The sequence below is a fragment of the Phycicoccus elongatus Lp2 genome, from assembly GCF_000367525.1.
GTDB classification, from domain to species: domain Bacteria; phylum Actinomycetota; class Actinomycetes; order Actinomycetales; family Dermatophilaceae; genus Phycicoccus_A; species Phycicoccus_A elongatus.
In genome coordinates this window covers 508,797-534,227 of the sequence record NZ_HF570956.1, presented here as the reverse complement: position 1 = coordinate 534,227, position 25,431 = coordinate 508,797, and the positions used below count along the sequence as shown (strand labels likewise).

The following is a 25,431-nucleotide window of genomic DNA, read 5'->3' as shown; positions in this document are numbered from 1 at the left end:
CGTTTCCCCCACTTTACTCCACCTGTTACCTATTTGCGCTGGTTGAGACCAGTATTCTTCGCCTTGATTTAGTATTTCTGCAGGTCAGAGGCGGTGGTGGAAAGTGGGGCAAAATTCGCGTCGAATGGCTTCGCCTCCTCCCTCCCTTTCCGGCCAGCCGTGAGGCAAGATCGATGTCTGAGACGAGACGCCCCGACAGGGCCGTCATGGCCACCGGGGAGGGTGAGCGCGTGGGTGACTGGCAGACCGAGGCCGCGACGAGCAGGTCGGCACCCCCCGACGGCGAAGCCGCCACCCCTGACGCGCTCGGGGTGGCCTTGGATCGCGTGCTGCAGGTCACCACGGACCTGGCCCGGGCCATGGCCACGGTCATCGAGGGCAAGGACGACGTCATCAGGACGGCGCTGGTCGCGTTGCTCGCCGAGGGCCACCTCTTGGTCGAGGACGTGCCCGGTGTCGGCAAGACGATGCTCGCCAAGACCTTGGCCCGTTCTGTCGATGCCACCGTCCGGCGGGTTCAGTTCACCCCCGACCTGCTCCCAAGCGACATCACCGGAGTGAGCGTCTGGAACCAGGACCTGCGCAGTTTCGAGTTCCGGCCGGGCGCAATCTTCGCCAATGTCGTCGTCGGCGACGAGATCAATCGCGCCTCCCCCAAGACCCAGTCCGCGCTGCTGGAGTCGATGGAGGAGGCGCAGGTGACCGTCGACGGGACCACCTATGCGCTCCCACGCCCATTCATGGTGATGGCCACCCAGAACCCGATCGAGATGGAGGGGACCTATCCCCTGCCCGAGGCGCAACGCGACCGTTTCATGGCGCGCATCTCAATGGGCTATCCCAACGCACGCGCCGAACTCGCACTCCTGGACAGCCACGGAGCCGGTGACCCGCTCGCCGACCTCAAACCGGTCGTGGATGCCGCCGGGGTCGAGGCGATGGTCCACGCGGTCCGCCGCGTGCACGCGTCGCCGGCGGTGCGCCAGTACATCGTCGACCTCGCCGCAGCGACTCGGTCGACCTCCGCCCTCCGTCTGGGGATCTCGCCGCGAGCCACGCTCCACCTCCTGCGGGCGGGGCGCGCACATGCCGCTCTGAGGGGCCGCGACCACGTCCTGCCGGACGACATCAAGGCCATCGCGATCCCCGTCCTGGCCCACCGGGTGATCCTCTCTGGGGAGTCGCAACTCTCTCGCCGCTCGGCGGCTGACGTTCTGTCCGATCTCCTCGACCGCACGCGCGTCCCCGCGCAACCCCGCTGACAGTGGCCCGTCGATCGGGCCTGCTCACCCAGCGGGGGTCCGCCTTCCTGGCCTCGGGGGTGGTGCTGCTCGTCGCCGGCATGGCTCTCGGTCAACGGGACTTGACTCGGATCGGCATCCTGGTGCTGGCGCTCCTGCTCGTCTGTCGCACCCTGGCCCGGACGGGCGCACCGGTTCTCGAGGTGGCCAGAGTGGCCACGCCGGCGCGGATGGGAGTCGACGAAACGGCCCGGATCTCGCTGTCGTTGCACAACGTCGGCCAGCGCCGGACTGCCTTGGCCGTCGGTGAGGAGATCCTCGATCCCTCACTCGGCGACCGCCCCCGCTTCACCATTCCGCCCATCGGACTCGGTCAGTTCAGCGAGGTCGAGTACTCCGTACGCCCGCACGTCCGCGGTGCCCACCCCCTCGGCCCCCTCCGGGTCTGGACCCGCGACCCCTTCGGGATCACGTCCGCAGCCTCGATTGTCGAGGGCACCGGATCCATCCTCGTCACCCCACGCATCCATCCCCTCACCACCGGGCGCGCACTGGGACGCGGCGTCGGCACGGAAGGCTCGATCCCGCATCAGGTGGCCCTTCACGGTGAGGACGACCAATCGATCCGCGGCTACCGCGAAGGCGACGACCTGCGCCGCATCCACTGGCCGGCCACGGCGCGGATGGGTGAGCTCATGGTCCGCCAGGAGGATCGACCAGCCCGTCGTCGGGCCGTGATCCTCCTCGACGCCCGTGAGAGCGGCCACTCCGGGCACGGCGCCACGAGCAGCTTCGAGTGGTTCGTCACGATGGCCGCCTCTGTCATGGCCCATACCGCAGACCTCGGGTATGCCGTCCACCTGCTCACCCCCGACCTCACCAACGACGCCGGAGTTCGCAACGACGAGAGCGTGGACGCCATGCTCGAGACCCTGGCCAGGATCCGCACCGGTCCCGATGACGGTTTCCGCGCAGTGCTTCATGCCGCACACGGGTTCACCGGGTCCGGAGGGCTCCTCGTGGCGCTGACAACTGGCCTGGACGACGGGGCGACTCGAGCCCTGTCGTCCCTTCGCCAGCACGGCTCGACCGCCATCGGAATGGTGCATGCACCCCGACGCGGCGAGGAATCGTCCGCCCGGCTCGCCGGACGGACGATCGCCACCTTGGGCTCGGCGGGGTGGCTCACCGCGGAAGTATCCGGATTCGAGCCTCCGGCACGCGTCTGGTCCGAGTTGACCGGCGCGTCCTTGGTGGGGGTGCAGCGATGACTCGGCTCCGCGTGGTACCGGCCGCGCTCGCGGCGGGTGCCACCATCGGTGTTGCGCTGCCCTTCCTCCCTCTCTTCCAACCGAATTCGTGGCTGCGCGTCACCGTCCTGCTCGTCCTCATCGTCGGCGTGGCCGGCGTGGGCATGCGTCGGGTCAGTCGCTCGGCCGCGATCGTCGTCGCCGGGCAGCTCGTCATCGGGCTGGTTGCCATCTTGCTCCTGCTGCTCCGATCGACCCTCTGGTACGCCCTGCCCACCGTCGACACGGTGACCACTGTGACCGCGGCCGTCCCTGCCTTTGTGCGCTCGGTGACCGAGCAGGCCGCGCCGGTCGCCGCCACCGCCCCGGTGATCCTCGTGCTGGCTGTCGTCTTCGTCCTGCTGGCCGTGAGCGTCGACGCCCTCGCGGTGACCAAACGGATGCCGGGCGCCGCCGGGATTCCGTTGCTCACGGCATACGTGGCGGCGGCGTCCAACAGCACCGAGGGTCTGGCCTTCACCTACTTCCTCATCCCGGCCGCGGCGTGGGTCGCCCTTCTCGCCCATGAGGGGACCTCCCGGCTCGTGCGCTGGGGGGCAGTGATCGCCCGTCCTCGCGGTGGCCAGGTCCGCAACCCAGCCCCCGGCATCCTCACTTGGGCCCGTGGTGTCGCGCTCATCGCCATTGCGGCTGCGGTCGTCCTGCCGGGGGTGCTCCCCCACCTCCCACCTCGCTTCATCGCCGACGGGTTGGCTCGCGGGGATCGCGGAGGCAATGGGGTGGGATCGTCACTGCAGGACACCTTGGCGGTGGCCCAGCATCTCGGTGACCGTTCGACCCAGCCGGTCCTTCGTTACGAGACCGACGACCCCAACCCTCCACCGATGCGCGTCGACGTGCTCAACCAGTACTCCGACGGAGTCTGGCGGCCGACCAGCGGCCAACTCTTCGACACCGGGGGTGAGTTGCCCGCGACCGACGCCAGCGAGGCCATCGCGCGCCGGACCCCGACCACGCGCGTCACCGACAACCGCATGGCTGCTCCGCAATTGCCCCTGCCCGGCACCCCACTGACCATCGACGTCGCCGCCGATCGGCTGCGGGTCGACGCCAACGGGATGGTCAAACGGGTCGGGGAGATGGACTCGTATGCCGTCAACTACGAGCTGGTCGAACCCTCCCAGGCGCAACTTCGGGCCGCCGATCCGCGTGGCTCGGACCGAGCCGACGATCTGGCCATCGACGCCATGTCGGCCGACTACGTGTCCGCGATCCTCGACCAGGTGGCGCCGGCCGACCTCGACGCCGCCGAACAGGCCTGGCGGATCCAGGCATGGCTGCGCAGCGCACGGTTCACCTATTCGCTCGACCTCGCCACACCCGTGGCCTTCGACGACACGGGTCGAGCGGTGCCGCTCGACCCGCTCAGCCAGTTCCTCGCGACTCGACGTGGCTACTGCGTGCAGTTCGCCACGGCGATGGTCATGATGGCCCGGCACCGAGGGATTCCGGCTCGCGTCGCGATCGGCTTCCTGCCCGGCACGCTCAACGGCCGGGAGTGGACGGTGCGGTCGGCCGACGCGCACGCCTGGCCAGAGCTCTACTTCCCGTCGATCGGATGGGTGCGCTTCGAACCCACTCCGGGCACACACACGGGTCAGGCACCCGGCTGGACGATCGACGCCGCGCCGACCACGGGACCTTCGGCCACGACGAGTGCGCCGTCAACGAGCGCGACGGCCGAAGCAAGCGACAGCGCCGCGCCCGCGCCCACCACCTCCGAAGAGCCGGGGCTGGCAGGGGTGATCGCCGATGTCGGTGGATGGCTGCGCGCGACCTGGATCCCCTCGACGACAATCCTGCTGGTCGCGATCAGCGTCCTGATCACGCCCCTCCTGGGCTCGATTCGGCGGCGTCGCGCGCTCCGGCGCGCCCGGGACGACGCCGAACGCACCGAGGTGCTGTGGCAGTCCCTCCTCGACCGCCTCGACGACATAGAGGTGAGGGCAGGCCCCGGTGAGACGCCGCGACAGGCCCGTGACACCCTGACGCGATCGGCCTACTTGGACGGGGCGTCGACAGCGGCGCTCGACACCGTGGTCGCCACCCTCGAACGCGCCCGGTATGCCGCGCCCGGCGCTGACCTGCCCGACGTCACCGCCGACTCCGAGTTGGTCGCCAAGACCGCGAGATCACGTCGTCGATTGACGATGCGGATTCGCGCCTGGCTGTGGCCCTTGGAGGGCCGACGGGCATGGGGTGAGATGTGGAAATCGGTCGACCGACGGGGTCGGTGAGGTCCGCTCAGGCTCAGTCGAGATAGTCGCGAAGGGCCTGGCTGCGGCTGGGGTGACGCAGCTTGCTCATCGTCTTGGACTCGATCTGCCGAATCCGCTCACGGGTGACGCCGTAGACCTTGCCGATCTCGTCCAAGGTCTTCGGCTGGCCATCGCTGAGACCGAAGCGCATCGAGACGACGCCCGCCTCGCGCTCGGACAGGGTGTCCAACACCGAGTGCAACTGCTCCTGGAGCAGCGTGAAGCTCACGGCGTCGGCGGGCACCACGGCTTCGGAGTCCTCGATGAGGTCACCGAATTCGCTGTCGCCATCCTCGCCGAGAGGGGTGTGGAGGGAGATGGGCTCGCGGCCGTACTTCTGGACTTCGACGACCTTCTCGGGGGTCATGTCGAGTTCCTTGGCCAGTTCCTCCGGGGTGGGCTCTCGACCCAGGTCCTGGAGCATCTGGCGCTGCACGCGGGCGAGTTTGTTGATCACTTCGACCATGTGGACCGGGATTCGGATGGTCCGGGCCTGATCGGCCATCGCCCGCGTGATCGCCTGACGGATCCACCACGTGGCGTAGGTCGAGAACTTGTAGCCCTTGGTGTAGTCGAACTTCTCGACCGCACGGATCAAGCCCAGGTTGCCTTCTTGGATCAGGTCGAGGAAGAGCATGCCGCGCCCGGTGTAACGCTTGGCCAGCGAAACAACCAGACGAAGGTTGGCCTCGAGCAGGTGGTTCTTGGCCTTCTTGCCGTCCTGGGAGATCCACCACAGCTCGCGCTTGAGCGTCATGTCGATCTTCTCGCCGGCGTTCAACTTCTCCTCCGCGAAGAGACCGGCCTCGATCCGCTTGGCCAGCTCGACCTCTTGCTCCGCATTGAGCAGGGCGACCTTGCCGATCTGCTTCAGGTAGTCCTTGACCGGGTCGGCAGTGGCGCCAGCGGTGACCACCTGCTGCGCGGGAGCATCGTCCTCGTCGTCGTCACGAATGACGAAGGCCGCCGATGATTCGTCCTCTTCGGCTGCGGCGGGTGCCGGCTTGGCGGCACTCTCCTCGTCGGAATCGTCGTCATCCGCGGTGTCGGTGGCGTCGAGGGTCTCCTCGACCTCGACCTCCTCCAACTCGGTCTCCGCCGGTTCACCCTCGTCGGTGTCCTCGACGCTCTCCTGGTCCTCGTCGACGACCTCGGGAGTGGCCGCGGCAGGGGCCGCCTTCTTGGCGGTCGCCTTGCGTGCTGCCGCCTTCTTCGCCGGGGCCACCGGAGCTGCGGCGGCCTTCACGGCGGCCTTGGTGGTGGCGGCCTTCTTGGCAGGCGCAGCCTTCGCGGGGGCGCTCTTGGTTGCTGCCTTCGCAGCGGCGGGGGTGGCAGCAGCCTTCGCCGGCGCAGCCTTCTTCGCGGGCGCGGCCGTGGCGGCGGCCTTCGCCGGCGCAGCCTTCTTCGCCGGAGCGGCCTTCTTCGCCGACGCGGCGGCCTTCTTCACCGGTGCCTTGACAGCAGCCTTCGTGCCGGAGCGACCGGCAACCTTCTTTTCTGCGCTGGCAGTCAATGTGACCTCGATTCCCTGATCAGCGAACGCATTCATGACTACTCGACCCCGTGCGGGCTTGACGCCTGCCGTCGTGATGGCCACGGCGACGTCTTCACCCGACACCCGTCCGTCGACCCTGCCCCGCTTCACCAAGGTCTGGAGCGCAGGATGGCTGAACTCCGCGGGGAGGGCGGGTTCTTTCGACGGCACCGATGACACCAACAATCTCTGGGCGCGATCGCTTCCGGGCACGCAAAGCACCGCGAAGGCGTAAGGACGGGGCACCGCGATGGGCCCGAGCGAGTCAGTTTCGCGCGAACCCCGGTCGCAGTTCTGTGACCATTATAAAACGCACACGGCGTGGACCCCGCATGGCGGGGTCCACGGCGTCGACCGATTCAGGCCTTGACGGCCAGGACGGCACATGGCGCATCGAGCAGGATGCGCTGGGCGTTGGAGCCGAGGATGAGCTTGCCGACCGGGGTTCGGCGGCGCAGGCCGATGACGATGAGGTCGGCACCGGTCTCGTCGGCCACGGAGATCAGGTCCTCTGCGGGCTCGTTCCCTCGCACGAGTTGCCTCACCTCCATGTCGACCCCGTCGGCCGCGGCATCGGTGGCGATGCGCTCGAGCTCCGACTCGCTGCGTGCGCTGGCGTCACCGTCGAAGTCGCGTCCGCCGCGGTTCGAGTTGATGACGACAAGGTTCGTCCGACGAAGCTTGGCCTCGGCGAGGGCTCGCTGAAGCGCAGCCTGACCCTCCTTGGTGGACACATACCCGACGACGATCGTCACTGATCCTCCTCCTGGTCCAAACGGGTTCGCACCGCGCGCACCCGCCGCAGACGCTACCCCAACGGGCGTGCCCCTGTGGCGCACGGACGTGGTCCCGCCTCAGGACGACGCCAAGGCGCCTTCGATGATCGCCCCGACCTGCTCGGTTTCGATCAGGAATCCGTCATGGCCGTGCCCGGACCGGATCGTGACGCGATCGGCACCCGGCACCCGGGCGGCGATGTCGTCGGACAGCCGCGGCGGATAACACCGGTCGGAGTCGACGTCGGCGACGACCAGGGCGCCCGTGACCCGGCCCAGCGCCGCGCCGAGCCCGCCTCGGTCGCGGCCCACATCGTGGGAGTTCATGGCCTCGGTCAACACCAGGTAGCTGTTGGCGTCAAAGCGGCCGACCAACTTGCCGGCAGCGTGGTCCAGGTAACTCTCGACAGCGAAGCGCCCACCGCCGCCGAGCGGGTCCTCGGCGCCCTGGACCCTCCGACCGAAGCGGTCGGCGAGTTCGGTCTCGCTGCGATAGGTCAGGTGAGCGATTCGGCGAGCAATCCCCAGCCCACCGATCGGACCCGGGCCGCCGTAGTAGTCGCCACCGTCAAAGGCGGGATCACTGCGGATGGCGAGCAACTGTGGGTGGCTCCAGGCGATCTGGTCGGCCGAGGCCGCCGCGGTGGAGGCCAGGACGATCGCACGGGCCACACGATCGGGGTGCCCCACCGCCCATTCAAGGGCCCGCATCCCACCCATCGACCCGCCCAGGACCGCTGACCACCGCTGGATCCCGAGGCGATCGGCCACCACGCTCTCGACGGCAACTTGGTCACGGATCGTGACGAAGGGGAAGCGGGAGCCCCAAGGGCGCCCGTCGGGTGCGGCCGTGGATGGCCCGGTGGTGCCGCGACAGCCACCCAGGACGTTGGTGGCCACGACGAAGTGGCGATCGGTGTCGAGCGGGGCCCCCGTTCCGATGAGCCCCTGCCACCAGCCGGCTGTCGGGTGGCCCGGGCCGGCCTCGCCGACGACGTGGCTGTCCCCGGTCAACGCGTGCTCGACGAGCACGGCATTGTCGCCGGCCGCATTCAGGGTCCCCCAGGTCTCGTAGGCGACGGTCACGTCAGGGAGGTGGCCTCCACGCTCGAGGTCGATGGCGCCGATGTCGAGGAACTGACGCTCACCGGCTGGCTCATCCTCAGGCCATGGCGAGGCCGGCGGTGGCAGGTGATGGACCGACATGTGATGGACTCCCTGCTCGCGCTTGCCGGGGCGTGGATCCCGCCCGGCCCGGTCCTCACCCGGGGCACCCCACCGCGAGGAGGGTTGCCGGCCAGCAAGCCGGGGCTGTGCGCTGGCGCTCATGACCTGCGGCCACTATACGGCCGGGCGTGGTCGAACGTCAGCCGCTGATCCAGGGTGTGGACGGTCACCGGGACGCATGCCCAGGTCGATGGCCCGCAACCCGAGCCGGGCCAGTCGGTGCGCGGGATCGATGATGAGGGCACGCTCATGCGCGTCCCGGCCGGTCGCGCCGTTTCCCAGGTGCCAGGCGATGCAGCCCACGACTGCGCAGACGTGGGCACACACCGGTTGGTCCGACGGTGCCGATCGTGCCAGTGTCATGAGCTTGCCGAGAGCCGCGGTCTCGTCGGAGACCGGATCGGGCAGCCAGGTGCGCAGGCCGGCTCGAGCAGTGGCTGGCAGGGCCGCCAGCGGGAGCGATCCGGGCGCAACCCAGGCGATGATGGCATCCCGCCAGTGCACGTCGGCCAGCGAGGCGAGGAGCTTGGCGCGGTCATCGCCGGAGAGTGCCGCGACCTGCGCCGGCGACCCACCATCAGCCAGGAGCCGCTGCCAGAGCCGACCGGCGCGCGCGGGGCGGCGCGACCTGCGCGTGACCAGACGGGCGAGCGCGGGGCGGACCGGCTCACTGAGGGTGCTGTCCTCGTGCACCAGGGTGCGCAGGGCAGCGCGATCAGGCATCGGCGCCTGGCCGTCGACGAGCAGGTGGAGGGCGGCCGGACATGTCTCCACGGGTTGGACCGGCGATCCGCGACGATCGGCGGGATCGGACGACCAGGGCAGCCGGCGGCAGCCAGCGTGCACGACGGCAAGGCCGGCCAACTCGACGTCCATGAACTGGGCTGCGGCCTCGAGGGCTCCGACGGCGAGACCGGACTGGCCCGGAAACTCCTCGTAGGCGACCGCGTGGACCTGGTCACTTCCCTCGCGTGCCAGTGTTTTCAGTGCGCCGGACACGACGTCGAGGACCTCGTCGACGCCGAGTTCCTCGCCAGCAAGCTCGTTGGTCAGTGGGATGCGGCAGACACCCAGCAAGCGGCCCCGGGTGAGAGCCACGAGCACGAGTGATTGCGTCGGCTGGTGGCCCAGTTGGTAGGGCAACCAGGTGATGAGTTCGTCGATGGAGCGGATGCGCTGGGGCAGTGTCGTCGTCATGCCCCGACCGTTGTCGCCACCCGGGAGCGGCGCACCTGCAACAGCCACACCCTGTGGACGACACACGTCGGCGGGGGCGGCCTGTGCATGGCCGCCCCCGCCGAGCGAAGGCCGATCAGGTGTGTTCAGCGCAGGACGTGTCCTGGCACCGTCTCCGAGGTGGCGGTGATCCCGCGCTCCCAGCCGATGAAGGCTTCGGTCTCGTTGACCACCGTGGTCACCAGCCAGGACGCGATCACCGCATCGTCGACCAGCCCGAAGACGCCCAGGACCGCCTCCGGCAGGAGGTCCAGAGGTGAGACCAACCACGCGAGGGCGCCGACCATCAACAGCAGCCTGCCGGTCGTGGCGCCGACATACTCCCCGCGTGCGACCGCGCGCACGAGGCGCGGGAGGGAGGAGAGCCGCTCACCCACTGAAGGGCCGCCGGGTCGCGAGGCGAGCCGGAACGCGGCGAACAGGTTGCGAATGATGCTCAGACGGGGGCTGGCCATGGGGTCCTCCACGGGTCACGCGCCACCAGTGATCGGCGGCGTCTTCTTCCTCAACAACGGACGCTTTGCGGTCCATCCCGGTTCCGGTCGGACCATGGCGCGTCGTTGAGAGTGGGTTGAGAACCTCAGGCCGTGATCTGGGGTGCGGCGGTCACGAACTCCTCACGAGCCTTGTCCGCGATCTTGTGCAGCACCCAACCGTCGAGCCCGGCCCCCACGGCACCACCGATGAGGGGCACGTTGCGGCCGAACCGCTTGAAGATCGACTTGCCCGAGGTGGCGAGGATCCGGAAACCGATCGCCTTGTTGACGACCATCAGGGCCGGGCCGGGCAGCCGCTCGGCGGCCAGTGCCGTCAGTCGACCGGTGGGCACGACGACGCCGGCCTTGGCGAGCAGGTCGTCGGCGTCCGCGCCGACGAGGCTGAGCAGGACGGCCGAACGGATGTGCGGCTGGGTGAGGTCGTAGCCCCGGGCCTTGGCGACGGCCGCGACCATGCGGGTGGCGAGAAGGTAGAAGCCAGTGACGTTCGCGGGCAGCGCGACCGGCATCGTGATGAAGCCGCCGAGACTGGTGACGAAACCATTGGCCATCGCCAACTTGAGGTGGCTCTTGACGATGGCGTCGACCGCGCGCTCGGGGTCTGGCTCCTTGGCCAGAGCCTTCGCGGCGACCTCGGTCGCCGAGTCGAAAGGACCCCTGCCGTCGATGCCGACGTCGAGTAACTTCTCGACCATCGCCATGGCCTTGCCACCGACGAAGCCGCTCTCCTGCGGCGCCTGAGCCTGCTCGAGGGCGCTCTGGGTGGACCGAGCCTTCTTGTCGTTGCCGAACACGTGACGTCCTTCCCGTCGCCCGATCTGAGCGACTTGGATCGCCGCCAATCCTGCCAGAGTGGGCCCGCGTAACCTCCTTTGCATGCTCCCCCTTGTGACCGAAGACGACGTCGGTTCGTGGGGGTCCCCGGTCGCCGTGCTCGTCGGCGACCGCACCTTCCAGCGGTATGCCGTGGGGTCACCTTCCGCCCTCACCGTCGTCGACACGTCGAAGGGCGTCGACACGGTGCGCTCGATCGAGGGACGCCTTCGGCCACGCTGGGTCCTCTGGTCCGCCGACCCGGCCCTGCGGCCCTTCGTCGCGGCCGGCATCCGCCCAGCCCGCTCCTGGGACATCGCCGAGGCCCACCGCGTGCTCCACGGCGGATGGCGCGCCGACGCCGGGACCGCCTGGGCGGGAGCGCACGGCATACCGCTGGATCAGGTGCCGCCCCCACCCACCGGCGACCTCTTCGAGTTCGCTGCGGACACCGGCGAACGCGGTGAACTGGTCCGGGCGGACGGTCACCTCCGACCCGACGCGGTCCACGGCACCTGGCTCGAGACCGACGACCGCCTCATCGCCTGGGCACGGGCAGCGCTCGTGACCGCCCTGCGTCAGCGGGAACAGGCCGCTGCCCTCGGCCCTCGGGTGATCGGCACGATCGCCTCGGAGTCCGCGGCGGCCCTCCTGTGCGTCGACCTGGCCCACGACGGGCTGCCGCTCGACCGGCCCCGCATCGAAGCCCTGATCGAGGAGGCGGCCGGCCCGCGTCCGCAGTCGGTCGCCGACGAAGTGGCGGCGCGAGCCCACCGGGACAAGGCGGTACTCGACCTCGTGCCGGGCCGCGAGGCCACGGACCTGCGCAATCCCGCAGCGGTCAAGGCGCTGCTCCACGGAGTCGGGGTCGAGGTGCCCAACACCCGCAAGTGGGTGCTCGAGGACCAGCGTGCGGTGCACCCGGTCGTCGGCGCCCTCCTCGACTGGCGCAAGCGGGAGCGGATCGCCACCACCTATGGGCACCGTTGGTTGGCCGAGCACGTCGGCGCCGACGACCGGCTGCGCGGATCATGGACGGCCTGTGACGGTGCCGGAGGGCGGATGACCGCCGACAACGGCCTGCACAACCTGCCGGCGGCGCTGCGACCGGGTGTGGCTGCCCACTTGGGGCAGGTTCTCGTCCGCGCTGATCTCGGTCAGATCGAGCCGCGAGTCCTCGCCGTCGTGTCGGGCGACCGGACCTTTGCCGAGGCAACCCGAGCCGACGACCTCTACGCGCCGGTCGCCGCCCGCTTGGGCGTCGAGCGACCGATCGCCAAGGTGGCCGTGCTGGCCGCGATGTACGGCCAGCGATCCGGAGCCGCCGGTGAGGCCCTCGCCGGGCTGGAGCGTGCCTATCCGGTCGCGATGCGCCTCCTCGACGATGCGTATGCCGTGGGGGTGCGTGGCGGTGACCTGCGCACCTTCGGTGGTCGACTCATCCCCACCGGCCGCTTCCTGCGCGGCGTCCCGATCGGGACCGACCCGGCCCTCGATGCGGCACGGGGACGGTTCGCGCGCAACGCGATCATCCAGGGAGCAGCCGCCGAGCTCTTCAAGGCGTGGGCCGCGACGGTTCGAGCTCTCGGCGCACCCCTCGGCGCGCAGATCGTGCTCTGCCTCCATGACGAGTTGCTCGTCCATGCCCCCGCAGAGCGAGCAGCCGAGGTGGCCGCGGTCGTGGATCAGGCGCTCGCCGACGCATCTCGCCGGTGGTCCGGCGGTGCACCCGTGCGCTTCGTCGCCGACACCTCCGTCATCGAGCGGTGGTCGGACGCCAAGGGCTGACCGGTCACGCCTCCGGGTTGTTGCGCAGGAACTGCTCGAACTCGGCCCCCAGCTCCTCGGCGCTCGGCAACTCCGACGCCTCGGTCGCCAGCAGGCTCGGGCGCTCCTTGCCCTCCATGAAGGTGTCGTACTGCTGCTCCAGCGCCTGCACCAACTGGGCCGCCTCGGTGTTGTCCGAGAGCTCGCGCGCGATCTCGCGCGTGTTGGCTCCCGCCTTGGCGATGAGGTCGTCATTGGGCAGGTTCAGCCCGGTGTGGTCGACAACGGCGTTGAGGACGGCGAGCGCCCCCTCGGCCCATTCGGCCTGGGCCAGGTAGTGCGGCACGTGGACGGCGAAGCCGAGGGCCTCGCGACCGGCCTCACCGAGGCGGAGTTCGAGCAGCGCGGGGAGGCTGCCGGGCACCTGGACACGGCCGAAGGGCGATTGCGCCTCGCCGATGAGGCGGGGGTCGGTGGCGTGGGCGGTCATGCCGACCGGTCGCGTGTGGGGAACACCCATCGGGATACCGTGCGCGCTCACCGCCAGCGTGATGCCGAAGACATCCATCACCTGGCGCAGGGCCTCGATGAAGCGTTCCCACTGGTAGTCGGGCTCCGGGCCGGTGAGGACGTAATACGTCTGGCCGTCGCGGTCGGTGAGCCGGTGCAGGAGGATCGCGGGGTCGTCGTAGGACACCCAGCGATCGGCGTCGAAGACCATCATCGGGCGACGTCCGCGGTAATCGAGGAGCTGGTCGACGTCGAAGGACGCGACGATCTGGGGCTCGCCGGTCTCGAGCAGGTGGGAGCCCAGGGTGCGTTGGATGTTGCCGGCGTCGATGAACGCGCCGAGCAGCACGAGCAAGACGCCCGGTTGGTGCACTGCGCCGGTGCCGTCGGTCTCGAAGTGATAGAGCGAAGAGGGGTTCTGCACGGGTCAAGCCTCTCAGGAGGGAACTGCCCTGCTCAACGTGTCCGTCGGCGTGGTGATTCCTGCTCAGGGGCGTTGGGCGGCGATCGCGGCGAGGACGCGCTTGTCGGAGACCTTCTCCGCGGTGCCGAGCCCCTGGGCGAAGAGGGACACGCGCAGCTCCTCGATGAGCCACGCGAGGTCGAGCACGGCTTGGGAGCGTCGGCGCGGCTCGGGCAGGGTGTCCAGCAGGTCTGCGTATGCCGTCTCGACGCTGTCGATGGTGGCCTGCAGTTGCGCCTCGCGCGGGTTCCTCGCGGCCCGCTCCAGGCGGACCTCCATGGCGCGCAGGTAGCGGGTGAGGTGGCGCAGTCGGTCCTCGCCGGTGTCGGCGACGAAGCCCGGACGGACGAGACTCCCGAGTTGGGCACGAACGTCCGCGGTCGTCGCCGGCAGTCGCGACCCCGTGGCCTCGAGCAGATGACGGACCCGAGTGGCGGCCTCCAGGACGGGGATCACGCCGTCCACGACGGTGAGCACTCGCGTGGCGATGTGGGTGCGCACGGCGGCCAGCGCCGCGGCATACGACTCGGGGGTGCGGACCTGACCGGGCACGTGCTCGGCGACGATGGCGTCGACGGCCGCGGCCAGGCAGTCCTCGAGGAGGGCCGGGACGCTGCCGTGTGGGCTGGTGGCGAGGACGACCTTCTGCGTGTTGGTGAGGCGGGCGAGCACTCGCTTCCACGGTGGCGACGTGTTGAGGATGAGCAGTCGTCGCACCCCGCGGCGGTGGGCGGCCTCCGCCGAACCGGAATCCGCGAGGACCTTGAGGGCGACCGAGGAGCCCTCGTCGACGAGTGCGGGGAAGCCCTGGACCGTGTGGCCACCGGAGCGCCCCTCGAAGGTCTCAGGCACGGTGCCGATGGTCCAGTCGACCAAGCCACGCTTCTCCAGTCGTTCGCCCGCGGCAGCCATCCTCGACCGGACCGCACCGGCCGAGCGTTCGCGCAGAGTGGAGAGGTCCTTTCCACTGGCGACGACCCGACCACCGGGAGCCTCCACGCTGAAGGTGATGCGCAGATGATCGGGCACAGGTGTCGTGCCCCACTCCCCCGCGTCGATGCGAACACCGCTGCGCGCGAACAAGACTCGCGCCAACTCCTCGGTGAAGGAACGTCCCGATCCCGGGTCCGCGTCGGCAAGTGCCGCCATGGCGTGATTGGGGGCCGGCACGAAATGGCGACGGGTCACCTTGGGCAGCGACTTGATCAGGGCGACGGCGAGTTCCTCACGCAGGCCGGGCACCTGCCAATCGAAGCCGGTGTCCTCCACCTGGTTGAGGACGGCCGCGGGGATGTGCACCGTCACCCCGTCGGCGGCTGCGCCCGGCGAGAACTGGTAGGTCACCGGCAGGGACAGCTCCCCCTGCCGCCAGACCTTGGGATAGTCGTCGGCCGAGACCTCCGGGGCGGTGTCGCTGCGCAGCATGTCCGCGGTGAAGTCGAGCAGGTGCGGGCGCCGTTTGCGCTCACCGCGCCACCACCGGTCGAAGTGCCGTTCGCTGACGACGTCTGCCGGGATACGTGCGTCGAAGAACTCGAAGATGACGTCGTCGTGCACCGTGAGGTCACGACGCCGAGCCCGCTCCTCGAGCTCGGTCACCCGGGCGAGCGTGCGTTGGTTGTCCTTCCAGAACTGGTGGACCGGCGCCCAGTCACCCTCGACGAGCGCTCTGCGAAGGAAGATCTCACGCGCCTCTTGCGCGTTGACCCGGGCGTACTGGATCGTCCGATCAGCCACGAGCGTCACGCCATAGAGCGTCACTCGCTCGCTCGCGACGACCGCACCCTGCTTCTTGGACCAGCGCGGCTCGCTGACCGTGCGTTTCACGACGTGCCGACCGACATCCTCGGCCCACTCCGGCTCGATCCTGGCGTTGGTTCGTGCCCACAGGCGTGAGGTCTCGACCAGTTCGGCCGCCACGACGAAGTCCGGTCGAGAACGGAAGAGTGCCGAGCCGGGGCTGATCGCGAAATGGGCGCCGCGGGCACCGGCGTAGTCGCGCTTGAGTTCGTCCCGCACGCCGACATGGCTGAGGAGACCGGCGAGGAGCGCCTGGTGGACGGTGTCCCAATCGGGTTCGTGGCCGTGGGCCGCCGTCCCGACGTCGGGATCGATGCGCTGGCTCTTGCAGGCCTGACGCAGCTGCTGGTGCAGGTCCTGCCATTCACGCACTCTCAGGTAATGGAGGTACTCGGCCCTGCACAGACGCCGGAAGGCACTGTGGGACAGGGCTTTCTGTTGGTCCTTGAGGTAGCGCCACAGGTTGTGGAGGGTGGCGAAGTCGGAGTCCTTGGCCTTGAAGCGGGCGTGCTGCTGGTCGGCCTGGGCTTCCTTGTCGACGGGGCGCTCCCGCGGATCCTGGATCGACAGGGCAGCGACGATGACGAGGACCTCACGCGTGCAGCCTCGCTTGCCGGCCTCGATGAGCATCCTGCCGAGGCGAGGGTCCACGGGTAGCCGCGCCAACGTGCGCCCGACATTGGTCAGTCGGCGTCCGGAGAGTGCACCGAGTTCCTCCAGGAGTCTGACTCCGTCGGCGACCTGACGCGGGTCCGGGGCATCGACGAAGGGAAACTTCGCGACATCACCGAGTCCCAGGGCCGTCATCTGCAGGATGACGGAGGCCAGGGAGGTGCGCTGCACCTCGGGCTCGGTGAAGTCGGGGCGGGCCTCGAAGTCCTCCGTGGAGTAGAGCCGGATGCAGATGCCCTCGGCCACCCGCCCGCATCGACCAGTGCGCTGGGCAGCGCTCGCCTTGCTGATCGGCTCGATCGGCAACCGTTGCACCTTGGTCCGCTGGCTGTAGCGGGAGATGCGGGCCGTGCCGGTGTCGACGACGAAGCCGATGCCTGGCACGGTCAACGAGGTCTCCGCGACGTTCGTGGCCAGGATGATGCGGCGCTGTCCGCTGCGTCGGAAGACGCGGTGCTGCTCAGCGGCACTGAGGCGCGCGTAGAGCGGCAGCACCTCGGTGCCGGGCAGTTTCAAGGCGGTGAGCGCATCTGCCGCGTCGCGGATCTCGCGTTCCCCGGAGAAGAAGCACAGGATGTCGGTCGCGTCGGACCCCGGAGGGATCTCGGTCCACAGCTCCTCGACCGCGTCGACGACACCGGCCACCTGATCACGTTCTGCGACAACCGTCTTGCCGTCAGGGGAGAGATCGACGAGCGGCCGGTAGCGCACCTCCACCGGGTAGGTCCGGCCTGACACCTCGATGATCGGCACGTCCCGCACGACGTGGCCCTGATCGTCGGTGGCGAAGTGACGTTGGAAGCGCTCGGGGTCGATGGTGGCCGACGTCACGATGACTTTGAGGTCCGGCCGCCGCGGCAGCAGCTGTTTGAGGTAGCCCAGGATGAAGTCGATGTTGAGCGAGCGCTCGTGCGCTTCGTCGATGATGATCGTGTCGTAGCGCCGCAGGTCACGATCACGCTGCATCTCGCCGAGCAGGATGCCGTCGGTCATCACCTTCACGCGGGTGCGATCACTGCTGTGGTCGGTGAAGCGCACCTGGAAGCCGATGATCCCGGTGCCCTCCGGCCCCAGCGGCTCGCCCAGTTCCTCCGCGATCCGCTCCGCGACCGACCGCGCCGCGATCCGCCGCGGCTGCGTGTGGCCGATCTGGCCGTGGCTGCCGAAACCGAGCTCCAAGCACATCTTGGGCAACTGTGTCGTCTTCCCCGACCCGGTCTCCCCCGCGATGACGACGACCTGGTGGTCGCGCAGAGCGGCGAGCAGGTCCTCACGGCGGGCGACGACCGGCAGGTGCTCGGGATAGTTCAGGTCCGCGGCGGGAATCGGCGCGGGAGTGGACACCCGCCCAACGATAGGCCGAGCATCATCGTCGACGGTCCTCGGCGCGGAACTCATCGACTTGCTCGGTGACCTTTCCGGTGACGGTCGCGGAGACCTCGAGGGTGACGCCCGCGGCATACATCTGCTTGGCGTTGGTCCCGCCCGCGGACGCGAGTTCCCACTGGCCGAGGATCGTCTTCTCCCGGCCGGTGGCCGCCACATGCCGGGACCATTCCCGCGCCCGGTCGGGCAGGGCTGCGGCCCGAACGCGCCAGGGGACCTTCTGCCGGGCCACGAATTCTGGTGTGACGCGCGCCGATTCACCCGCCGACAGCTTGAGGAACGGCTTGCCGCTCCCACCGCGCAAGCTGTCGGTGAAGTCATCGACCTCCGCACGCACCCCGGCGCGGAGCCGATCCCGGGTCGTCATCGAGGCCCCCGTGACGGTGCTCGTGCGCTGCGCGCCACGCGTCACCGTGCGCGTGGACCCGGCCAGAGCCCCGGCCTTCAACACCTTGCCCCAGGACCCGATCCCGGCGAGGGCAATATTGACCGCCACCTTGTCCCAACCACCTTCGTCCCAGAACCCCGCGAGCATCGCGTCCGCGCCCGCGCCGACGACCCCGGCCGCCGCACCCACCGGAGGAAGGAGCAGGCCGGGCACGCTGATCAGGTCCTGGGCTCTGCCCTCGCTGGAGGCACCCAGCACCATCCGGTATGCCGCGGAGTCACCGATCGCGTCCGCCGACGCCCTCCGCAGGGCCGCGCCACAGGTGGCATCAGCGGCCTCGAAGTCGGCCACGGCGGCGCGGTGCGTGGCGAGCGCATCCGTCTGGACGGCGAGGGCGCCGCACTGTGCCTGACGCACGACGATCACCTCGGGGTCGAGTTCGGTGCGCCCCAGCGTGAGGAGGGTGTAGGCCTCCTCCTCGAGCGCGGCATACCGACGTTCGGCGACCAGATGCTGGTCCACCGCCCTGGCGATCGCTGCTTGCGCCCGGTCGAGGGCTGGGGCAAAGGCGCGCAAGGCAGCCGCACTGCCGGCACTTCGGTCGGCAGCCGCGGCCAGCAGGGGTGCGAGGGCAGCGACCTGACCACCGAACGCGGTGCCGGCCGGCCCGTCCCACACCGCCCCCGGCCCGAGACCACGCACAGCGTCGGCCGTCGCGCCCAGACGCACGGCCGAGGCCTGGAGGGCATCAGCCAGCACGAGCACGGAGTCCGGGTCGCCGGGGATCGACTCCAGCATCACTGCACCCCGCCGATCAGTGAGCGACCAACGCCCACTTCGGTGTCCACATAGACCGCTCCAGCGGTCGCGGCCGCGGCCCCGAGGGAGTCGAGGGCGCGGGCCAGTGCCAGGCGCTCGTGACGCCAATGACCCACCGCGACTTCGAAAGCGGCTGTCGCCTCACCACCACCCAGGGCCCACGAGTCGGCTCGCGCGTCCTCACCCTGCCCTGCCAGGGCCACGGCCAGGTCGGCGAGGCCAGCACCCAACGCCGCCACCTGATCGGCATCCACCCGAAACGTCGTCATGGATCGACGGTAGGCCGATCCATGACGACGCCTCGAGGTTTTCCACAGGGGCCCAAACCCACCAATAGTGCAGTTTCGGTGCCCACCGGTCCCGCCGAAACCCGCCAATAGTGCGGTTTCGGTGCCCGTGGCGGGCTCCCGGTCAGGAGACGGTCGTGGCCTCCGCCTCGGCTGGGGCCTGCGCGACGGCCTCGGCCGCGGCGGCGAAGCCGGTCGCCAGGTCGGCGAGGATGTCGTCGATCGTCTCGAGCCCGACCGCCAGGCGCACGAGCCCTGGCGTGACGCCCGCGGCCAGCCGGTCCTCGTCGCCACCCTGGCTGTGCGTCGTCGTGGCCGGGTGGATGGCCAGGGAACGCACGTCACCGATGTTGGCGACGTGACTGTGCAGTTCGAGCCCTTCGACGAAGGCGCGACCGGCATCGACCCCACCCTTGATCTCGAAGGCGAGCACCGCACCCGCGCCCTTGGGCGCGTACTTCGCGGCCCGCTCGTGGGCCGGATGACCCGGCAGCGAGGCCCAGTGCACGACCTCCACCTGCGGGTGGTCGCTGAGGAAGGCCGCGACCGCCTTGGCGTTGGCCAGGTGCCGCTCGAGGCGCAGGCTGAGCGTCTCGAGCCCCTGCGCGATGAGGAAGGCATTGAAGGGGGCCGCGGCCGGACCCAGGTCGCGCAGCAACTGCACTCGCGCCTTGAGCCCAAAGGACACATTGGCGCCGAAAGCGCCGTCCTTGCCCAGGTCACGTGCGTAGACCAGCCCGTGGTAGCTCTCGTCCGGGGTGTTCCACGTCGGGAACTTCTCCGGGTCGGCGCCGAAGTCGAAGGTCCCACCGTCGACGATGACGCCGGCGATCGACGTGCCGTGGCCGCCGATGTACTTCGTCGCCGAGTGCACGACGACGTCCGCACCGTGCGCCAGGGGGTTGAGGACGAACGGGGTCGCGATGGTGTTGTCGACGACGAGGGGCACACCGACCTCATGGGCCACCGCGGCGACGGCCTCGATGTCGAGGACGTCGGCCTTGGGGTTGGCGATGGACTCGGCGAAGAAGGCCTTGGTGTTCGGCTGCACGGCAGCCCGCCAGGCGTCCGGGTCGTTCTGGGCCTCGACGAAGGTCACCTCGACGCCCAAGCGCTTGAAGGAGTACTTCAGCAGGTTGAGGGTGCCCCCGTAGAGCGCCGACGAGGAGACGATGTGGTCGCCTGCCTCGGCGATGTTGAGCAGGGCCAAGGTCGTCGCGGCCTGGCCGCTGGCGACGAGCAGGGCACCGATGCCGCCCTCGAGCGCCGCGATCCGCTCCTCGACCACGGCCTGGGTGGGGTTCATGATCCGGGTGTAGATGTTGCCGAGCTCCTTGAGCGCGAAAAGGTTCGCGGCGTGCTCGGTGCTGTTGAAGACGTAACTCGTCGTCTGGTAGATCGGCAGGGCGCGCGCGCCGGTCGTCGGGTCGGGCTGCTGGCCGGCGTGGATCTGCCGGGTCTCGAAACCCCAGGTGGTCGGGTCGGACATGGGAGTGCTCCTCGTGAATTCGGGTGCGCCACAGGCACGGTGGCACACGGCATACCGTGAGCGGGAACCGGGGAGGTGACCCGCGCTTGCGTCCGGCGGGTGCCGAACGCCAAGTCTTCACCCGGGGCACCCCACCGCGGAGGAGGGTTGCCGCCCAGCAAGCCGGGGCTTGGTGCTGGGACTCATGACCTCCCCAGATCGTATGCCGCGGGGCCGGGTTGAGGTCAACTCCCCACCACGACGTGGGCACTTTGTCATGATGGGCCCCATGACCTTCGTGCAGAACGAGTACCAAGCTGCGCCGGGGCGCTACGGCGCCGGAATGCCCTATCGCCGAACGGGGGTCTCCGGGCTGGACCTGCCCGCGATCTCGCTCGGGCTGTGGCACAACTTCGGGGATGACGTGCCGCTGGAGCGGCAGCAGGCCGTCCTGCGGCGGGCCTTCGACCGGGGCGTGACCCACTTCGACCTCGCGAACAACTACGGCCCGCCCTACGGCAGCGCCGAGCGCAACTTCGGCACCCTCTTCGCCCGCGACTTCCGCCCCTACCGCGACGAGCTGATCATCTCGTCCAAGGCCGGTTGGGACATGTGGCCCGGCCCCTATGGCCAGGGCGGTGGGTCGCGCAAGTACGTCATCGCCTCGTGTGACCAGTCGCTGGGCCGCCTCGGACTCGACTACGTCGACATCTTCTACAGTCACCGCTTCGACGAGACCACCCCGCTCGAGGAGACGATGGGAGCGCTCGATGCGCTCGTGCGGGCAGGCAAGGCCCTCTACATCGGCATCTCGTCCTACTCCGGTGCGCGGACCCTCGAGGCCGTCGAGATCCTGCGCTCGCTCGGCACTCCCCTGCTCATCCACCAGCCGAGCTATTCGATGCTGAACCGCTGGGTGGAGGACGATGGCCTGCTCGACGTTCTCGAGGCAACCGGCACGGGCTGCATCGCCTTCTCCCCCTTGGCCCAAGGCATGCTCACCAACAAGTACCTCAAAGGTGTGCCTGCGAATTCGCGTGCAGCGCAGGGGAAATCGCTCGACAAGAACCTCCTCAGGGAGGACACGCTCAAGCACATCCGAGCCCTTGACCGACTCGCCAAGAAGCGCGGCCAGTCGCTGGCCCAGATGGCGATCGCGTGGGTGCTCCGGGACCCGCGGATCACCTCCGCCCTCATCGGCGCGAGCAGCGTCGCGCAACTCGACGACAGCCTCGACGCCGTCAGGAACCTCGAGTTCACGGCCGCGGAGCTGAAGTCCATCGACCGGCATGCGGTGGAGTCCGGAATCAATCTGTGGGCCGGATCGTCGAAGAAGTAGCAGGCAAGGCATTCGAGACAGGGGAACAGCATGAGCAATGACTACGTCCCGAGCCCGACCGATTGGGTGCGCACCCAGGTCGAGGCCATCGAGGCGTCCGGCACGACGGAGGCCGCGAGCATCCAAGGTCGGCAGGTTGTGCTGTTGACGATGACCGGCGCCCGCACAGGTGCGACGCGCAAGGTGCCCCTGATGCGGGTCGAGCACGACGGTGTGTATGCCGCCGTCGGCTCCCGGGGTGGGGCACCCACCGACCCGCAGTGGGTGCGCAACCTCGATGCCGAGCCACACCTCACCCTCCTCGACGGCACCCTGAGCAGCGATCGGGTGGCACGGCGGATCAGCGGCGACGAGTACGCCACATGGTGGAGCCGCGCCGTCGACGCCTTCCCGCCGTATGCCGACTACGTGCGCACCGCCTCGGCGGCCGGGCGCACCATCCCCCTCTTCCTGCTCGAGGAGGAGCCCGGGGACACAGCCCCGTGAACCGAGGCGTCCTGCGGCGCGTCACAGTCACATGAGCACCCCCAGCGGCACCGACGGGCCACCGACGAGCAGTCCTTACGACGACTCCTTTGCCCTCGGTGGCATCCCCGGCGGTGACGTGCTCTTCCAGCCGCCGGGCAACGCGGGCATGGAACCAGGAGGTCGAGGGCTTCGGGCAGTCCGGCGCGGTGTTGGTCACCCAGGCCTATGGCGATGGTCGGTGGACCCTCGCCTATCCCGGTGCCGAGGCGGGTGGTTGCACGATCTCCATCGATGGCGACACCGTGGCCATCCTGGACGACCCGGTGAAGTCCTCCGGGGCGTGCGTCCTCGACTCCGCCTGGTTGGACCAGGTCAACCCGTGATGTTGTCCCTGCCGTGGCGGCGCAGCCACCACAGGCCGAGGACCGGGAGCACGAGCGGCACGAAGCCGTATCCGGAACCGAAGTGGGACCAGACGGTCTTGTCCGGGAAGGCCGCGGGCACGGCATACGAGAGCGCGCCGACGGCGAGCACACCGACGAGCTCGGTCGTGATCGACACCCACGCCACCTTCGCCGAGGTGCGGCTCCCTCGCGCCAGTGCGACTGTCGCGACGATGTAGATGGCCGCCGCGAGGGCGCTGAGCAGATAGGCGACGGGAGCCCGGTCGAAGGAGAGCGCGATCTGCATGATCGATCGCCCGGTCGCGGCGAGCGCCAACACGGCATACACCGCGACGAGGATCCGGCCCGGCCCGCTCCCGAGCGTCGACTCAGCCACGGGCCACATCCCAGATCTGCTGGCAGCGGATCGTCATGACCGCCACGGCGAACGCACCGACCGCGACGGCTCCCATGGCCCAGCGCGTCTTTTCCTTGAGGGCCAGGAAGCCGGTGCCGATGGGCACGACGACGAGCGTCACGAGGTATGCCGCGAAGGTCGCCCGCTCGTCGCCGTCACCGATGGCGCCCATCCCGATCAACCCCTTGATGGTCTGGACGATGACGCCGAGCTCGATGAGCGCTGCCAGGCCGAGGACGAGGTCGTCGAGCAGGCGGTCGCGCAGGGCATAGACCCCGGCGACGATCATGAGCAGGGCGGACAGGGCGACGATCGCCCAGGTGAGGGCCGAGATCACGAAGCGGAGGCGGTGACGATCTCGCGGACGGTGTCGACGAGCAGGTCGACCTCTTCCTCCGTGATGCAGATCGGCGGTGCGAGGCGGATCGTCATGCCGTGGGTGTCCTTGGCGAGGATTCCCCTCTGCGACAAGGCCTTGCAGAGTTCGCGACCGCTGGGGCCACCGGGCTCCACGTCCAGGCCGGCCCACAGTCCGCGCACTCGCACGGCGCGCAGGCCGTGGCCGACGAGCGCGCTCAGGCCGGCTTCGAGTCGCGCCCCGAGGCGGGCGGCCCGCTCCTGGAACTCGCCCTCCAGGAGCATGAGGACGACCTCGTGCCCGATCGCTGCGGCGAGCGGGTTGCCGCCGAAGGTCGAGCCGTGCGAGCCGGGCGTGATGACGCCGAGCACGTCCCGGTCGGCGCAGACCGCGCTGACGGGGTAGAGCCCGCCGCCGAGCGCCTTGCCCAGGATGTAGAGGTCGGGCACGACGCCCTCGTGGTCACAGGCAAAGGTCTTGCCGGTGCGTCCGAGCCCGGACTGGATCTCGTCGGCGACCATGAGCACGTTCTCCTGCGTGCACAACTCGCGCAGGTCACGCAGGAAGCCCTCCGGCGGGATGACGACGCCGCCTTCGCCCTGGATCGGCTCGAAGAGAACGGCGACGGTGTGCTCGTCGACGGCAGCGCGCACCGCCTCGATGTCGCCATAGGTCACCGCACGGAAACCGGGCGTGTAGGGGCCGTAGTTGTCGTGCGCGACCTTGTCGTCGGAGAACGAGATGATCGTCGTCGTCCGGCCGTGGAAGTTGCCCTCCATGACGATGATGTTCGCCTGGTTCTCGGGGACGCCCTTGACCTGGTAGCCCCACTTCCGGCTGACCTTGAGCGCGGTCTCGACCGCCTCGGCGCCGGAGTTCATCGGCAGCATCATCTCCTTGCCCGTGAGCTCGGAGAGCGCCAGGGCGAAGGGGCCGAGTTGGTCGTTGAAGAAGGCGCGGCTGGTGAGGGTCAGGGTGCCGAGCTGCTGCTGGGCACGGGCGACCAGGCGCGGGTGGGAGTGCCCGAAGTTGAGCGCCGAATAGCCGGCCAAGCAGTCCAGGTATCGGTTGCCGTCGACGTCGGTGACCCACGCACCCTCGCCCGAGGCGAGGACGACCGGCAGCGGGTGGTAGTTGTGCGCGGCATACCTCTCGGTGATCTCGATGTGGAACTCGGTGCCTTCGACACCGGCGAGGCCGTCGGACATGCGTTTCTCCTTCGGTGAGCAGGGAACCCGGCCAGCCTACTTCTGGATTGCCGTCAGCACGGCACGGGTGCGCGTGACGAGGTCGTCGCGCTCGGCAGCAGTGAGGGCTGCAACGCCCGCGCGGGGGCGCGCGCTGGTCAGGTCGGCCAGGACGGTGGCGGCGTCGGTCGACAGCGCTCCCCTCCCAGCGGCGTCCTCGGGAAGTATGCCGTGTGCTCGCCCTTCGAGGGACACGACGTGCGCGGGGAGTGAGCAGTTCTCCTTGGGGTCATGCATCCCGCGCGCGTTCGCGGCGGCCTCGGCCTGGGCCACGTCCATCTCGGCGCGGAAGGTGTCCTGACCGCCGATCGTGACCGGGGCGGCCAACCCGGAGCGGACGATCTCGGCGCCGAGCATGCGGCCGTCCGGGAGCCAGGCTTCACCCAGGGTGCGGCCGTAACGGTCCTGCCCCGCAGTGAGGATGGTGAGTTCGGTGCCGCGAGGGGCGAGTTCGATCAAGCGGGTGGTCGCGGCCTCGGCCAGGCACTGGGGTCCGTGGTCGGCGGTGCGTCGCTCGGGTGCGTCGATGTTGAGCAGGCGCAGCCGGACCACCTGACCGTCTCGCTCGATGTCGAGGGTGTCCCCGTCGATGATCCAGCGGGCCGCCCAGCCGGTCTCACGACCCGCGTCGGGTGACGGGGTGGGGGTGTCGTCGGGCGCTGGGTGTTCCCGGCGAAGCAACCAGGCGGCGAGGCCGACGACGAGCAGGCCGGCGATCAGGACCGCCCAGCTGCGACTCCGGCGTGACCTCACCCGCGCAGTATGC

22 protein-coding genes and 2 riboswitches are annotated in these 25,431 nt (G+C 69.5%); of the genes, 7 read left to right on the top strand and 15 right to left on the bottom strand.

Features of this window, described 5'->3' with window-relative positions:
* The first annotated feature begins 173 nt into the window (after positions 1-173).
* From BN10_RS02545 to BN10_RS02535, 3 genes are read left to right on the top strand one after another with little or no spacing between them, the layout of a single operon-like run.
* Positions 174-1,262, top strand: coding sequence for an AAA family ATPase (locus BN10_RS02545; protein ID WP_010849593.1), 1,089 nt, complete (start codon positions 174-176; stop codon positions 1,260-1,262).
* A gap of 2 nt (positions 1,263-1,264) precedes the next feature.
* Complete coding sequence (locus BN10_RS02540) at positions 1,265-2,512, top strand: DUF58 domain-containing protein (RefSeq protein WP_010849592.1); 1,248 nt, start codon at positions 1,265-1,267, stop codon at positions 2,510-2,512.
* Entirely contained in the window at positions 2,509-4,788 is a 2,280-nt protein-coding gene (locus BN10_RS02535) for a transglutaminase family protein (protein ID WP_010849591.1), read from the top strand. Before BN10_RS02540 ends, BN10_RS02535 begins: the two co-directional genes overlap by 4 nt.
* Before the next feature lie 13 nt (positions 4,789-4,801).
* Here BN10_RS02535 and BN10_RS02530 read toward each other — a convergent pair whose 3' ends face one another.
* The 6 genes from BN10_RS02530 to BN10_RS02505 form a co-directional block, all read right to left on the bottom strand.
* Positions 4,802-6,523: an RNA polymerase sigma factor gene (locus BN10_RS02530; protein WP_051369606.1), complete on the bottom strand. Its 1,722-nt coding sequence runs from the start codon at positions 6,521-6,523 to the stop codon at positions 4,802-4,804.
* A 179-nt stretch (positions 6,524-6,702) separates the two neighbouring features.
* Positions 6,703-7,098 carry a universal stress protein gene (locus BN10_RS02525; protein ID WP_010849588.1) on the bottom strand — a complete coding sequence of 132 codons (396 nt, stop codon included), beginning with the start codon at positions 7,096-7,098 and terminating at the stop codon, positions 6,703-6,705.
* A 99-nt stretch (positions 7,099-7,197) separates the two neighbouring features.
* A complete protein-coding gene (gene metX / locus BN10_RS02520) occupies positions 7,198-8,325 on the bottom strand; it encodes a homoserine O-acetyltransferase MetX (protein ID WP_040750829.1) in 1,128 nt (375 codons plus the stop codon).
* Between the two features lie 13 nt (positions 8,326-8,338).
* A riboswitch (SAM riboswitch) is annotated at positions 8,339-8,452 on the bottom strand.
* Positions 8,453-8,460: 8 nt separating this feature from the next.
* Positions 8,461-9,543, bottom strand: coding sequence for a DUF4192 family protein (locus BN10_RS15485; RefSeq protein ID WP_010849585.1), 1,083 nt, complete (start codon positions 9,541-9,543; stop codon positions 8,461-8,463).
* Between the two features lie 125 nt (positions 9,544-9,668).
* A complete protein-coding gene (locus tag BN10_RS02510) occupies positions 9,669-10,037 on the bottom strand; it encodes a DUF1232 domain-containing protein (protein WP_010849584.1) in 369 nt (122 codons plus the stop codon).
* 125 nt (positions 10,038-10,162) lie between these two features.
* Entirely contained in the window at positions 10,163-10,873 is a 711-nt protein-coding gene (locus tag BN10_RS02505; RefSeq protein ID WP_010849583.1) for an EcsC family protein, read from the bottom strand.
* Between the two features lie 82 nt (positions 10,874-10,955).
* Here BN10_RS02505 and BN10_RS02500 point away from each other — a divergent pair, with 82 nt between their 5' ends.
* On the top strand, positions 10,956-12,680 hold the full coding sequence (locus tag BN10_RS02500) for a DNA polymerase (RefSeq protein ID WP_010849582.1): 1,725 nt from the start codon (positions 10,956-10,958) through the stop codon (positions 12,678-12,680).
* A gap of 4 nt (positions 12,681-12,684) precedes the next feature.
* Here BN10_RS02500 and BN10_RS02495 read toward each other — a convergent pair whose 3' ends face one another.
* From BN10_RS02495 to BN10_RS02475, 5 genes are all read right to left on the bottom strand, one after another.
* A complete protein-coding gene (locus tag BN10_RS02495; protein WP_010849581.1) occupies positions 12,685-13,593 on the bottom strand; it encodes a PAC2 family protein in 909 nt (302 codons plus the stop codon).
* A gap of 63 nt (positions 13,594-13,656) precedes the next feature.
* A complete protein-coding gene (gene hrpA / locus BN10_RS02490; protein ID WP_010849580.1) occupies positions 13,657-17,502 on the bottom strand; it encodes an ATP-dependent RNA helicase HrpA in 3,846 nt (1,281 codons plus the stop codon).
* Positions 17,471-18,676, bottom strand: a complete 1,206-nt coding sequence (locus BN10_RS17655; protein ID WP_010849579.1) for a hypothetical protein — start codon at positions 18,674-18,676, stop codon at positions 17,471-17,473. Before BN10_RS17655 ends, hrpA begins: the two co-directional genes overlap by 32 nt.
* Positions 18,676-18,966, bottom strand: coding sequence for a hypothetical protein (locus BN10_RS02480; protein WP_010849578.1), 291 nt, complete (start codon positions 18,964-18,966; stop codon positions 18,676-18,678). Before BN10_RS02480 ends, BN10_RS17655 begins: the two co-directional genes overlap by 1 nt.
* A 142-nt stretch (positions 18,967-19,108) precedes the next feature.
* Positions 19,109-20,473, bottom strand: coding sequence for a bifunctional o-acetylhomoserine/o-acetylserine sulfhydrylase (locus tag BN10_RS02475; protein ID WP_010849577.1), 1,365 nt, complete (start codon positions 20,471-20,473; stop codon positions 19,109-19,111).
* Positions 20,474-20,550: 77 nt separating this feature from the next.
* Positions 20,551-20,663: riboswitch (SAM riboswitch) on the bottom strand.
* A 78-nt stretch (positions 20,664-20,741) separates the two neighbouring features.
* Here BN10_RS02475 and mgrA point away from each other — a divergent pair.
* The 3 genes from mgrA (at position 20,742) to BN10_RS16625 (ending at position 22,642) form a co-directional block, all read left to right on the top strand.
* Positions 20,742-21,791, top strand: coding sequence for an L-glyceraldehyde 3-phosphate reductase (gene mgrA, locus BN10_RS02470; protein WP_198013989.1), 1,050 nt, complete (start codon positions 20,742-20,744; stop codon positions 21,789-21,791).
* Positions 21,792-21,821: 30 nt separating this feature from the next.
* Positions 21,822-22,277, top strand: coding sequence for a nitroreductase/quinone reductase family protein (locus BN10_RS02465; protein WP_010849575.1), 456 nt, complete (start codon positions 21,822-21,824; stop codon positions 22,275-22,277).
* A gap of 113 nt (positions 22,278-22,390) precedes the next feature.
* Positions 22,391-22,642, top strand: coding sequence for a hypothetical protein (locus BN10_RS16625; RefSeq protein ID WP_156917106.1), 252 nt, complete (start codon positions 22,391-22,393; stop codon positions 22,640-22,642).
* Here BN10_RS16625 and BN10_RS02460 read toward each other — a convergent pair.
* From BN10_RS02460 to BN10_RS15480, 4 genes are read right to left on the bottom strand one after another with little or no spacing between them, the layout of a single operon-like run.
* The gene (locus BN10_RS02460) at positions 22,632-23,048 is read right to left on the bottom strand and encodes a hypothetical protein (RefSeq protein WP_010849573.1); all 417 of its coding nucleotides are present in this window, start codon (positions 23,046-23,048) and stop codon (positions 22,632-22,634) included. The genes BN10_RS16625 and BN10_RS02460 overlap by 11 nt on opposite strands.
* On the bottom strand, positions 23,032-23,397 hold the full coding sequence (locus BN10_RS02455; protein ID WP_010849572.1) for a hypothetical protein: 366 nt from the start codon (positions 23,395-23,397) through the stop codon (positions 23,032-23,034). Before BN10_RS02455 ends, BN10_RS02460 begins: the two co-directional genes overlap by 17 nt.
* Entirely contained in the window at positions 23,394-24,626 is a 1,233-nt protein-coding gene (rocD, locus tag BN10_RS02450; RefSeq protein WP_010849571.1) for an ornithine--oxo-acid transaminase, read from the bottom strand. Before rocD ends, BN10_RS02455 begins: the two co-directional genes overlap by 4 nt.
* Before the next feature lie 36 nt (positions 24,627-24,662).
* Positions 24,663-25,418: a thermonuclease family protein gene (locus BN10_RS15480; protein WP_010849570.1), complete on the bottom strand. Its 756-nt coding sequence runs from the start codon at positions 25,416-25,418 to the stop codon at positions 24,663-24,665.
* Positions 25,419-25,431: the final 13 nt, after the last annotated feature.